The following is an 11,954-nucleotide window of genomic DNA, read 5'->3' on the forward strand; positions in this document are numbered from 1 at the left end:
ATAGCTTGAATGGATCTACCTCAATCTCGGATAATTGAATTCTACCACTATTATTCATATATCTTTCCACAGGGTTTGGATTAGTGTCTGAACATGTGAGGACGAGCATAGCGATATCCAGTTTCGATGTTCCAACGTACATGATAATAGCATCAGATGGTGACGAGATCTAGGCTATAATCGGTACAAAGGAGACAAAACGGAGTTTTGCTCGAATTGAATTCGTTTTCCCAAGATAGCAAGACTCTGACATTCTTTATCTCAGCTAGAGGACATACTCCTTGTAATATCACTTAGCCGGTTTGAATCTTCGATGAGTTCAGGTGAATCCTTTTCATCATGAAAAATGGACCAATGAACTATTGCTGTTGACAAAAACATTAGCCTATACTAAACAAACCTACACTACCCAGAATGCAAAAATAGGAGGTGTCGGTATGGCCTTCTCGTTATCACAAGCAACAGGAAAATCGTATCCCCTTCCCTGGGCTCCACAAATCCGGCGCAAGTATCGCTCTGTCTTAATTTCTAGAATTGGCGCCTTACTGGTTCGATGGGTCGCAGTCATCGGAGTCTTCACATGGTTCTGTGCCGCGTGGGTTCTGGCTCTGCTGCCTTCATGGATTATGGAAACAGTTCCTACAGCAGGCTGGGCTTTGCTTCTGTTTATTGCAGTTGCGTTATTCTTGTTGAGGATATCTGGTGATTCCGTAAAAACTCCATTGATCCGGACTTTAGGCTATGGACGTGCCGGGATAAATACGGTATCAGGACGACACTCCAAGCCATCGGAATCCCTCGCACATCTCACTTCAGCCATAGCATGCGGCGGAGCTTCGCTTGGCATCGTGTTAGGCACGGCAGTGGCGTTTGTACAGGCTGCTATAAGCTCCGGTCTTGTGTATGAAAGCAGCCTGTTAATGCCATTTTGCGCGGGTTTGGCTGGATTGGTCGGCTTGCTCGCATCGGCAGCAGTCCGTACGACTAAGAAGACAATTGCAGGTTGGCGCGACGAAATGAAACAGGAACAAATTGCAAGTGATGTGCTGGCCCACGGAAAACACGTCGTCGGCAAAGTGACGAAAGTAAAGTTTGCGAAAAGTTGGCTAGATCAGCAGCCGATCTTTAATCTATGCGTTGAATACGAGGCAGCAGATGAGACGCGTACGATTAAGTTTCATTACGTAGACTATCCGAAATGGGCACCGGTCATTGGCAATGAATTCGAAATATGGTTTGACCCTGATCAACCGGATGACCCAAGATATATCCTGCTGGAGCGTAAAATTGTCGGCCAGACCTTTGCCTCAGAAATTGAATATTTGCGGCGCCCTGCTGCGGGCGGAGATGGACCTGCTCTTGGGCCTGCAGAGCCGGAATGGGCTCAACCGGAGAATCATAACCGAACAACAACAACCGTAAAATTAGCGTTCCAATTGTTCTTTGCCATCTTATTTGCGACGGGAAGCGCAGCGGCTATTATCGCATGGATAATGGTCTTCGGTGCTTCACCATGGTGGATGCTGCCCTGTTTGCTGATATTGACGGCAGCATTCAGCCTTAATGTGATATGCGGGGTAAGCTTGCTGAAGCGCTCACAGTGGCTGATACGTACGACGTGGGCCGTGGACACGGTTGGCTGGATTGCCTATACGTTTATGTTTCCCACTATTACAGGCGTTGCTATAAAAACCGTCACCCTGTTATGGGACACAACTTCAAGCTTGCCGGTCGAGCAAGTCGTAGTATTAGTGTTTACAGGCTTTGTGACCGTCGTTGGCGGCATAGCGAGCGTGATATCAAGCACAACATTCCATGAAATTATTGCCCGTGTTTTTACTGCCGGAACAGTGCCTCCTGCTGAAGAAGTCCACGAAGCGTTGCGTTCCAGTGATCCTGGCGCGTTGGAAACATTGGAGAAGCGCTACAATTACATCGCTGGCGCTCTTCACACCCGATGCTAAATCTGACTGTATTCGCGCTAGACTATATAATCTTTGGAACTGCCATGTACCAAAATAGACAGGAGGCCACTAAGTAGCCTCCTGCCTATTGTGCTTTTACGCTGGTGCTCTTAAAGCTTGGGCGTTATCGCCAAATCCGTCAGCTATCAGGTATAAGGTTAAGTTATCCCCGAAATCCACCTTGTGCGGGATTTTGCGAATCAGAGCGCAAGTAGCTGTCGTGGCCCTGTTGATTTCCACGATAGCTGGCCGTGTGGTAAGAAGAGCTTGCTTGATTCGCTGCCTGGGAACCGAAAGCTTGTTGGTTCGGCTGCTGAGAATCCGAACGCAAGTAGCTGTCGTGGCCTTGCTGATTACCGCGGTAGCTTGCCGTATGATAAGATTGCGGCTGGCTTTGGCCGAAGCTTTGCTGGCTTATGCCAGCTTGGCTTTGGAAGCTTTGAGCTTGCGGCTGAAAGCTTTGCGCAGAACGGAAAGACGGGCTTTGCGAATCGGAGCGCAAGTAGCTGTCATGTCCTGCTTGGTTTCCACGGTAGTTGGCTTTGTGGAAAGATTGCGCGCTGCTAAATTGCTGATTTTGCTGCTGGTTCTGGAAAGAAAATGCTGCTTGGCTTTGATTAGCAAATGCGTTTTGGAACTGGTTTTGCTGCTGACCGTATTGAGATTGTACGAATCCGGTCGGTTGAAACTTTTGGCTTTGTGCATTGCTCATCTGATTTCTGGCCATGCTGCTGCTTGGCTGTTGGGAATCAGAACGAAGGTATGCATCGTGGCCTTGCTGGTTACCGCGGTAGTTAGCTTTGTGAAAAGATTGGTTATACACGCGTATGACCTCCTCAGCGATATAAGATCGTGCTTCTTATGCAGTGCCATCAGCAGCAGCACTTATTAAGAAGCCTTCTTTATTGTCGTCCGAGGAGGTCATTTTTATCGCTGGAACCTGTTGGTTAGTCCCGGTTATTGGCGGTCAGGAAGAAGCAGGGAATCCTCAACCTTGATGCAGCGGTCAGTAATAACCCGCAATTCCCCTGCCTGGGCGATTCGTGCCGCTTCATCATTGTGAATGCCTAATTGCAGCCAGAGCACTTTTGCCTTAATCTTAACTGCTTCCTCGGCTATTGGAACCGTGTGCTCGCTTCTGCGGAATACATTGACGATATCGACAGGCTCCGGAATGTCGCTTAAGCTGGGGTAGCACTTCTCCCCCAATATTTCCGCAGCATTCGGATTAACCGGGATAATCCGGTAGCCCTTTTGCTGCATCGCCTTGGAAACCATATGAGAGGTGCGTTCCGGATTATCAGACAGACCAACAACGGCAATTGTTTTAGTTTGCTCCAAGATTCCCTTAATCTGCTCTCGAGATGGATTTTCAAAACTCATGGGTATACGCCTCCCTTTCCTTTTAATTGGGGACAAAGCCTATTCTAAGTAGGAAATGGATTGCCTTCCAAGCAGCTCCCATGTCTCGATGAAACGCTCCCGCTCAACGGGAACATCGGCTTTTCCGCTATAAGGATCGTTCACATAAATATAATGCTCATCATAGCCAACAACTAGTACAGCATGTTCAATAAAAGTTGTTTTGATCGGCCCGATTGGTGTATCCCATACAACCCAGCGGTCCGGTATCAGGAAATTTATTGTGGTCCAAGCGACAACCGGGATGCCGTTTGCTATCTGTCTTTCAATATCACTAAACTCTCCGCCAGTTAGATCAATGGCCGTTGGAATATGTTCCTTCAGCTGTTCAAATAAGGCAGTATGATAAATACCAAACCCGCGGGCCTTGGCAGTCACTTCCCCAACGAAGCCTAAATTAGGATTCCCCCAATAAGCAATCGTGCCGTCGGGATTAAGCTGAAGCGGAGTCGGGTCTTTCGGCATTTCGGCAGCCATTTGCATCTTGTCTACATCCAATCCGTAGAACTGCAATAGCATGGTAAGGCTGGTCACTTCGCAGCCGGAAACAAGCTCAGGATATTGATGAATAGCCGGGGCCGAAAGCTTGGCCTGCGCAGGCAGCGGCTCCAAAGGCTCATCAGCTTCCTCTGCGGCCGCTTCCTTCCCCTCCTCTTCGCCAGACTGCTCTGGATCTTCTTCCTTACCCGGCAAGTCATCGGCAGCCGCTACTGAAAAGGGACCCAGATCCAATGCATTTCCGGATATCTTGGCATAGAGAATCAGGGAGAGTATACCGCTGGATAATGCCAATGAAATGACAAGCAAAAGACTGAAGGTGTACTTAAACAAGCCGCTCAGCATTCCCACTAGTATCCTCCTCCCGTTCTAATTTTGCGGCAGGCTGTGCCAAACATCCAGGCAGCTCTTTGTTTGTATCTTGTTAACGGATTAATCCTGCAGCTGAATATGGGCGCCTAAAGAAATCAGGTGTTCAAAATAATGGGGGTACGATTTGGCTACATGGTGGGCATCACGGATCGTCAATCCCTGACGGGAGCGCAGGCCGACAATCGAAAGCGCCATAATGACTCTATGGTCAAAGTGCGCATCGATCTCTACACCGCCTTCTACCCCTTCCGGCTTGCCATGGACAATGATTTCGCTTTGCCTTTCCTCCACATTTGCCCCCGCTTTATTCAACTCGGTTACGAAATCAGTGATCCGGTCACATTCCTTATACCGTAAATTTTCTACGTTGTAAAAACGGGACGTGCCGTTGGCAAACACGGCAGCCGCTACCATAGCCAGAACAGCATCGGTAAAATGGTCCCCGTCAAACTCGCCGGCCGTTAATTCGCCGCTGCCTTGCACATGGACGACACCGTCCTTATGACTAAGCGGTGTGCCCATCGCTTTCAGTACGTCTATAACCGCCCTCTCACCTTGCTTGCTTGTTTCCTGCAGGCGGTGAACGGTAACATCGGAGGAGGTGACAGCTGCCGCAGCCAATATGGCCGCCGACCCGGGGTAATCTCCTTCCACTACATACTTCTTGGCTTCATATTTCTGCTTTCCAGGAATCTTGTAATGCATTAAATCCTCGGAGGCTTCTACGGTAATTCCGGCCTGGCGAAGCACCTCCAGCGTCTGTCCGACAATGATTTTGGACTTGAGGTCATGCAGCACTTCAATTTCGCTGTCCTCCTCAAGCAGAGGTGCCAGGAATAACAATGAACTTAAAAATTGTGAGCTGACATTGCCGGACACAGTCAGTCTTCCCCCGCGGGGGCTTCCTCCCCTGATCGTGATGGGCAGCTTGCCGTCGTTATGCTGCACCTCGACTCCCATTTGCTGAAGGGCTGCAATTAAATCATCATGCGGCCGCTTTCCGAGAGATTGCGGATAACGGTTAATAAACGTAGTATTGGAAGTAAAGGCAACGGTAGACATCAGGAACCGAAGCACTGCCCCCGCGTTGCCTACATCCAATTCTCCGGCTTCCCGCGGACGGCGCCCGAAGCCGGTTACGGTTATTTTTTCCTCGTCTTCCGCAACTACGGCTCCCAGATCTTGAATACACCGTCTCATGGCGTCACTGTCTTCACTATGAGCCGGATAATAGATTGTGCTTGTCCCTTCCGCCAATGCGGCAGCTAGCAGGTAGCGAGTAGTATAATTTTTAGACGATAATGCATTGATCTCACCTTGCAGGGATGAGGTAGGTTGGACGATTGCCTTCATCTTGTGCGTTCTCTCCTCGTTTATATAATCAGCTCCGTCTAGTTGGTGCTTATAAGTTTGATGAGCGCCATTCGACGGCTTGTTATTCCCACTGCCAGTTTACCATACGCCTACCCGCTTGGAAACGAGAGAATCGCCTCCACAACCTCCGTCACCTGCAATTCGTCCGTATTAATATGTATATCGGCAAACTGGTACGCATTTTTACGTTCTTTCAGCAATTGTGCAATTTTTTGTTCCGGATTTCCCGCGAGCAGAGGCCTGTCGGGATCGTTTTTCACCCTTTCCAGGATCGTGCTGGCGGAAGCTGTTAAAGCCACTACAAGACCGCTCGCGGCCATCGCACGGCGATTGGCTTCACGCAGAACTGCCCCTCCCCCCATAGACACAATTTGCCGGCTGCCCTGCATAACACGGGCGATTTGCTCCTGTTCGGACTGCCGGAAATACTCCTCTCCCTTCTCTCTGAACAAGACCGGGATCGACTTTCCTTCCACTGCTTCAATTTCCCGGTCCACATCCACGAACGTCCAGTTTAACCGTTCTGCCAACGCTTTGCCCACTGTACTCTTTCCGGTTCCCATGAAACCGACAAGCACGATATTGTTCTTGTTCAAACCGCATCCCCCTATGAGTCTATAAGACAATAAGTGTTTAAGTTTGCATCTTTCCCTGCTTCAATCTTAGTTGGTTGTTATCTAAAGATTTCTTTCTTTATTCTAGCAAAAAATTGCCTGGAAGTTGCTGTTTTCCCAAAATGAGCATGCGAATCTGGAAGAGGATGATCTTTTCAATTTTCATCTTTTTTTGAAAAAATAAACATGTTTAACCGGAAATTGGGAATACAATGTAACAGGTCCAAGCTTGCATTTCATGAGAAAGAAGGAAGGTGCCCTGATGTCCCACCCGTCTTTTAAGGATCCGGTACATAAACGGATTCACGACATTCTTCATACCGATATTCCCCTATGCCGCAATGATGTGGTCTGGATGTTGATGTGGATCAAGAAAAAAGTGGCTGAAGGAGACCCTGCCTTGCGGGAACTCCCTCAACCACGTCTGATGATTAACTTTCACTATTTTGCCGAAACGGCGATGGCCTTGACCAATCGGCGTCCGGGCAGCGAGAATGAAATGGAACAGATAAGACGCTGGCTCGCCGAAGCGTCCTATGGCCTAGTCGATCCGCCTGCCCGCTAACTGCCTGTGCCGGTCGGTCATGATCGCTCATTAGTCCATCCATTGAAAGTGGAACGTGCCATCCCGGTCAACGCGCTCGAAAGTATGAGCGCCAAAATAATCCCTCTGTGCCTGCAGCAGATTAGCCGGCAATCTTTCCGTACGGTAGCTATCGTAATAAGCAAGCGCCGAAGCAAACGCCGGAACCGGTACGCCTCTTTGAACGGCTGCAGCTACTACCCTTCTCCAGGAATCCTGGTAGTTCTGCACAACTTCGGTAAAGTAAGGATCCAACAGCAGGTTTTTCAAATCCGGATCCCGATCATAAGCATCCTTAATATTTTGCAGGAAGGCAGCGCGAATAATGCATCCTCCGCGGAAGATCATCGCGATATTTCCGTACTGGAGATTCCAGTTATATTCGTCGGATGCCGCTCTCATCTGGGCAAAGCCTTGCGCGTAGGAGCAAATTTTACTTGCGTAAAGAGCTCTGCGAACATCCTCTATGAATGCTTCACGATCCCCATCAAATCCCGGTGCAGCCGGTCCGCTCAGTACTTGACTTGCCTTCACACGCTCTTCCTTCATGGCTGAAATAAAGCGGGAGAACACAGACTCGGTAATAATCGAGAGAGGGACGCCAAGATCAAGCGAGCTTTGGCTCGTCCACTTGCCGGTTCCTTTCTGTCCTGCCGAATCCAAAATGACGTCTACCATCGGCTTGCCTGTTTCCGGATCTTTTTTACTGAAGATATCAGCCGTAATTTCAATCAGATAGCTGTCCAGCTCACCCTGATTCCACTCGGTGAAAATGGCATGGAGCTCCTCTGTACTTACCTGCAGAACATCCTTCAACAGATGGTACGCTTCGCAAATCAGCTGCATATCTCCGTATTCAATGCCGTTATGCACCATTTTCACATAATGTCCTGCCCCGTCCGGACCAATATAGGTACAGCAAGGGTCTCCTCCAACCTTGGCAGAAATCGCCGTCAAAATCGGCTCTACGAGGCGATAGGCATCCTCCTGGCCGCCAGGCATAATCGCGGGCCCTTTGAGTGCGCCTTCTTCTCCGCCGGAGACACCCGTACCGATAAAGCGGATGCCTTTTTCCTCGAGCTCCTTATTTCTTCTTTGTGTATCCGGAAAATAAGCATTGCCGCCGTCTATTAAAATATCCCCTTCATCAAGCAGCGGCACCAGCTGATTAATCGTATCGTCAGTAGCGTCGCCAGCTTTAACCATAATGATTATTTTACGGGGAACTTCCAAAGACTGCACAAATTCCTCCATGCTGTAAGTACCCACTAATTGTTTGTCAGGATGTTCCTCAAGCAATTCTTTCGTTTTTTGCGGCGAGCGGTTAAAGACCGATACGGAAAAGCCTCTGCTCTCTACATTCAGTGCCAGGTTCTTGCCCATGACGGCCAGCCCGACGACACCAATTTGCTGTTTAGACATGGAACTCGTTCTCCCTTCTGTACTTAAATCGTCATTGCTCCGAAGCCGCCATCCACGCGAATCAAAGCTCCCGTAACGAAGCTGGAAGCCTTCTCGGAGGCCAAAAATACAGCCGCACCCTGCAGCTCTTCCGCCTCTCCGAAGCGATTCATAGGAGTGTGCTTCATAATCGATTCTATCCGTTCCTCGGACAGGATTTTGCGGTTTTGCTCCGCGGGAAAAAATCCCGGAATAATCGCATTGACGCGAACCCGGCTTGGTGCGAATTCACGGGCTAAGTATTGAGTAACGCTGTTAACACCGGCTTTGGAAGCGGAGTAAGTAAACACCCGGGATAACGGAGGTCCCGAGGAAACCGAGGAAATATTAATGATACTGCCCCCTTCTCCCTTCTCCACCATATGTTTGCCGAATACCTGACAAGCAATAACCACACTTTTCAGATTGACATCAATGATCCGGTCCCACTCCTCCATTGTGATCTCGAAGAAAGGTGTGGCGCTATTGGTGCCCGGGCAGTTCATCAGCACATCGACACGGCCAGTCCAAGCCAGCACATCCTCAAGCACTCGGCTGACGTCCTGCTTGCTGGTCGCGTCTGCTGAGAAGCTGCGAGCAACGCCGCCGGCTTCCTCAATTTGTTTCACAACGTTTTCCGACTTTTCGCTGTTACGCCCGACAACGGCTACCTGAGCCCCATGTCCGCCAAGTGCGACGCACATTGCACCGCCTAGCGTACTGTTTCCGCCAATGACGACTGCCGTTTTTCCCGATAAATCGAATAAGTTCATTGTGTACCTCCTTGGATTAGTCTGTCAAGTTAGTTTATGGTGTTAATCGGTCACCAGCTGATTGAAAGGCTGCTATTGCGTCAAAAGAATCCTTAAGATTCCAATAAACCTGACGGTAAATTGGCAGTAATTGCTTATAGACATCGTGATTGCCGGCTTGTGCCGAATGCCTGCAGGTGGCCGCGACCCAGTCGTGAATGCCGGAGAAATCACTAACTTCTCCCATCGCGTACAATCCTAGCTGAGCGGCGCCTAAGCCGGAGCTTTCAATCGAGTCTGGAACCAATACCGGTGTGCCGAGCACATCAGCCATCATCTGCCGCCAAAAGGCGGAACGGGCAAATCCTCCCGAGGCGCGAATTTCTTTTGCCGGACCGGCCAGTTCCTCCAACGCTTCGACAACCGAGTGAATGCGATATACGACCCCTTCAAGCACCGAGCGGATCATATGCTTCTTGTGATGAGCCATCGACAATCCGAAAAATACTCCTCTGGCGTTGGCATTCCAGTAGGGAGCCCTTTCCCCCAGTAAAAACGGAAGAAAAATAAGTCCATCTGAGCCAGCCGGCACCTCAGCGGCAAGCTCCGTCAAATAATCATACGGGTCCAGGCTGCGGTTTCGTCCCTCTGCAGCTTCCAGGGTGGCCAATTCATCCCGCACCCAGCGGAACATGATTCCGCCATTGTTGATCGCGCCGCCTATCACCCAGAAATCTTCTTTCAACGCGTAGCAGAATAGACGCCCCTGCGGATCGGTAACCGGCTCTTTGACGACTCCGCGCACAGCGCCGCTGGTACCAATCGTTACCGCATAGGAGCCTTGTTCATAAGCTCCTGCCCCCAGATTGGCCAACACGCCGTCTGAAGCTCCTATGATGAATGGAGTATCGGCCGGAAGACCCATATGCTTCGCATATGAGGGCTGCATGCCCTCCAAACGATAAGTTGTCGATACGGGCCGGGAGAGCTTATCCGCACTTATCCCGACAATTCGCAGCGCCTCCTGATCCCAGTCCAGCTCTTTAAGATTAAACAAGCCGGTAGCACTGGCAAGGGAGTGATCGATCACAAAGGTGGAAAACAGCTTGGCAAATACATATTCCTTGATGCCGATAAATTTGTGCGTACGGGCAACCAGCTCCGGGTTCGTGTCGGAAAGCCACATTAGCTTTGCTAAAGGCGAAAAAGGATGAATGGGCGTTCCCGTCCGCAAATAAATCTCGTGACCGTTATGCTCCCGCTTCAGCTTCTCCGCATGGTTGACACTGCGGTTGTCAGCCCATGTAATGCAAGCAGTCAGCGGCTCTAGCTGTTCATCCACTGCTATCAGGCTGTGCATAGCGGAACTGAAGGATACGCACAGCACTTCTTCAGGAGCGATCGCCGCTTTGATAAGCACATGCTTGATCCCGTCCAGCACTGCCTGGAAAATTTCTTGCGGATTCTGCTCCGCGACATCTTGTCTCGGGGTGTAAAGCGGATACTCTATAGAATGAGAAGCCAGTACTGTTCCCTGGCGGTCAATGACTAAAGTTTTCGTGCTGGTCGTTCCTATATCCGCCGCTATCACATATGGCTTTGAAGCAATCATGCAAATAAATCCCCCTCATCGTTAAAGACCAGCTCATATGGCTCCGAAATGATTTCAATATTCGGATGGTCTTTGGCCTCCTCCAGCATCGGCTCAGAGATTTCAATCTCGCCCAAATGCAGCGTATCGCGAATGCGCACCATCCGGCAAGTTGTATAGTCGAGAATATTGCATGTCTTGATCGCTGCCTTAATGGCATCCTGATGATTCGCCAGAGTCGTCGCGATTTTGGTCGGTGCGCACACCGTCGAAGTTAGCCCGTTCGCGTAGGTGGCTGCACGATCCATCTTGTCCACCAGACGCTGGGTAGTGAAGTCGGCTGTACCTACCCCGTTTGCATTCCCTTTTGTTTCCGGCGTTAAATCAAACACAACCATCTTGGAAACCTCAGGTCCTCCCTCGGCATAGGGAGTTGGATAGCGGCCGGTTACATTTGGATCCATTCCGTCTCCGCTGATGTTTTTGCCGATGTAATCAATCAGCAGCACGTCTACCTGCTTAAACAATATTTGCGGCAGGCGGCTTTTCGCTTCCTCCAGCAGCACTTCTTCCCGGCTGCGGATTTGACCGGCCGGAAGGACCTCGATAAGACAAGTTTCATCATACGCATTTTCCACCAGAGCAACGCCAAAACGAATCGGCAGCTTTTCAATCATAATCTCGGCCATTGCTGGCACATTTTCCGCCATATACTTAAATCCTAGCTGGTGGCAGGCTTCTGCTCCCTTTTGCTTGCCAAGCCCAATTGCGATCATTTTCATTATGCCGCTTTCAATGGGCCCGCGGAAGGCGGTGTGCGGTTTCACCCGATTAATAACAACAATGGCGTCAGCTTCCGAAGCATACTTATCCACATAGACCGGCAGCCCATTCTCTAATTGAGCGAGCTTTATGACCTCCATAGAGGAACGAATAGGAGCACCCACCGTCTCCTCTGTAATTCCGAGATGGTGAAGCACTTCTTTTTGCCCCTCGGCTGTTGCTCCTCCGTGGCTGCCCATGCAGGGTACGATAAAAGGCTCGCCGCCAGCCTGCTTGATTGCATCAATAGTTGTCTTCGTAAACAACTGGATATTGGCCACTCCCCGGCTGCCGACGGCTACAGCTACTTGGTCACCAGGCTTAATCGTATCGATTGCTCCCGGCTTGGCCAGCTCTTTCTTAAGGGTTTCCTCAGGGTTTTTTACCGTCTTGTCATCAAATTTCTGACGGACCTTGACCATTTTAGGTATCGGAATGTCTTGGAGCAGTGATTTTAAAATATCCATCTTGCGAATCCTCCTTCAACTATTAACCGTCCACACGACTTTGCCGGGCAGCCGG

11 protein-coding genes are annotated in these 11,954 nt (G+C 49.9%); 2 read left to right on the forward strand and 9 right to left on the reverse strand.

The window, feature by feature from the left end:
• The first annotated feature begins 437 nt into the window (after nucleotides 1–437).
• Nucleotides 438–1,964, forward strand: a complete 1,527-nt coding sequence (locus tag PSHG_RS04280; RefSeq protein WP_010269931.1) for a hypothetical protein — start codon at nucleotides 438–440, stop codon at nucleotides 1,962–1,964.
• Between the two features lie 163 nt (nucleotides 1,965–2,127).
• Here PSHG_RS04280 and PSHG_RS31005 read toward each other — a convergent pair whose 3' ends face one another.
• From PSHG_RS31005 to PSHG_RS04305, 5 genes are all read right to left on the reverse strand, one after another.
• A complete protein-coding gene (locus tag PSHG_RS31005; protein ID WP_210436461.1) occupies nucleotides 2,128–2,787 on the reverse strand; it encodes a hypothetical protein in 660 nt (219 codons plus the stop codon).
• Nucleotides 2,788–2,921: 134 nt separating this feature from the next.
• Nucleotides 2,922–3,347 (reverse strand): CoA-binding protein, encoded by a 426-nt coding sequence (locus PSHG_RS04290; protein ID WP_010269935.1) that lies wholly within the window; start codon nucleotides 3,345–3,347, stop codon nucleotides 2,922–2,924.
• Nucleotides 3,348–3,386: 39 nt separating this feature from the next.
• A complete protein-coding gene (locus PSHG_RS04295) occupies nucleotides 3,387–4,229 on the reverse strand; it encodes a C39 family peptidase (RefSeq protein ID WP_010269937.1) in 843 nt (280 codons plus the stop codon).
• A gap of 87 nt (nucleotides 4,230–4,316) precedes the next feature.
• Nucleotides 4,317–5,609 carry a 3-phosphoshikimate 1-carboxyvinyltransferase gene (gene aroA, locus PSHG_RS04300; RefSeq protein WP_010269938.1) on the reverse strand — a complete coding sequence of 431 codons (1,293 nt, stop codon included), beginning with the start codon at nucleotides 5,607–5,609 and terminating at the stop codon, nucleotides 4,317–4,319.
• Between the two features lie 110 nt (nucleotides 5,610–5,719).
• Nucleotides 5,720–6,226 (reverse strand): shikimate kinase, encoded by a 507-nt coding sequence (locus PSHG_RS04305; RefSeq protein WP_010269940.1) that lies wholly within the window; start codon nucleotides 6,224–6,226, stop codon nucleotides 5,720–5,722.
• 280 nt (nucleotides 6,227–6,506) lie between these two features.
• Here PSHG_RS04305 and PSHG_RS04310 point away from each other — a divergent pair, with 280 nt between their 5' ends.
• On the forward strand, nucleotides 6,507–6,809 hold the full coding sequence (locus PSHG_RS04310) for a hypothetical protein (protein WP_010269941.1): 303 nt from the start codon (nucleotides 6,507–6,509) through the stop codon (nucleotides 6,807–6,809).
• A 30-nt stretch (nucleotides 6,810–6,839) separates the two neighbouring features.
• Here the strand turns inward: PSHG_RS04310 and gndA are convergent, their stop codons facing one another.
• From gndA to PSHG_RS04330, 4 genes are read right to left on the reverse strand one after another with little or no spacing between them, the layout of a single operon-like run.
• Complete coding sequence (gndA, locus tag PSHG_RS04315; RefSeq protein ID WP_010269944.1) at nucleotides 6,840–8,249, reverse strand: NADP-dependent phosphogluconate dehydrogenase; 1,410 nt, start codon at nucleotides 8,247–8,249, stop codon at nucleotides 6,840–6,842.
• A 23-nt stretch (nucleotides 8,250–8,272) separates the two neighbouring features.
• On the reverse strand, nucleotides 8,273–9,040 hold the full coding sequence (locus tag PSHG_RS04320; protein ID WP_010269947.1) for an SDR family oxidoreductase: 768 nt from the start codon (nucleotides 9,038–9,040) through the stop codon (nucleotides 8,273–8,275).
• 34 nt (nucleotides 9,041–9,074) lie between these two features.
• The gene (gntK, locus tag PSHG_RS04325; RefSeq protein WP_010269948.1) at nucleotides 9,075–10,631 is read right to left on the reverse strand and encodes a gluconokinase; all 1,557 of its coding nucleotides are present in this window, start codon (nucleotides 10,629–10,631) and stop codon (nucleotides 9,075–9,077) included.
• Nucleotides 10,628–11,899: a nickel pincer cofactor-dependent isomerase, group 22 gene (locus PSHG_RS04330; protein ID WP_010269953.1), complete on the reverse strand. Its 1,272-nt coding sequence runs from the start codon at nucleotides 11,897–11,899 to the stop codon at nucleotides 10,628–10,630. Before PSHG_RS04330 ends, gntK begins: the two co-directional genes overlap by 4 nt.
• Between the last annotated feature and the right edge of the window lie 55 nt (nucleotides 11,900–11,954).

Source organism: Paenibacillus senegalensis JC66 (assembly GCF_000285515.1).
GTDB classification, from domain to species: Bacteria; Bacillota; Bacilli; order Paenibacillales; family NBRC-103111; genus Paenibacillus_L; species Paenibacillus_L senegalensis.

Excerpts from the sequence above, each read along its gene's own strand:
- PSHG_RS04290 (WP_010269935.1), bottom strand. The coding sequence starts at position 3,347 with ATGAGTTTTGAAAATCCATCTCGAGAGCAGATTAAGGGAATCTTGGAG.
- PSHG_RS04330 (WP_010269953.1), bottom strand. The coding sequence starts at position 11,899 with ATGGATATTTTAAAATCACTGCTCCAAGACATTCCGATACCTAAAATG.
- PSHG_RS04295 (WP_010269937.1), bottom strand. The coding sequence starts at position 4,229 with ATGCTGAGCGGCTTGTTTAAGTACACCTTCAGTCTTTTGCTTGTCATT.
- PSHG_RS04310 (WP_010269941.1), top strand. The coding sequence starts at position 6,507 with ATGTCCCACCCGTCTTTTAAGGATCCGGTACATAAACGGATTCACGAC.
- gntK (WP_010269948.1), bottom strand. The coding sequence starts at position 10,631 with ATGATTGCTTCAAAGCCATATGTGATAGCGGCGGATATAGGAACGACC.
- PSHG_RS04280 (WP_010269931.1), top strand. The coding sequence starts at position 438 with ATGGCCTTCTCGTTATCACAAGCAACAGGAAAATCGTATCCCCTTCCC.
- aroA (WP_010269938.1), bottom strand. The coding sequence starts at position 5,609 with ATGAAGGCAATCGTCCAACCTACCTCATCCCTGCAAGGTGAGATCAAT.
- gndA (WP_010269944.1), bottom strand. The coding sequence starts at position 8,249 with ATGTCTAAACAGCAAATTGGTGTCGTCGGGCTGGCCGTCATGGGCAAG.
- PSHG_RS04320 (WP_010269947.1), bottom strand. The coding sequence starts at position 9,040 with ATGAACTTATTCGATTTATCGGGAAAAACGGCAGTCGTCATTGGCGGA.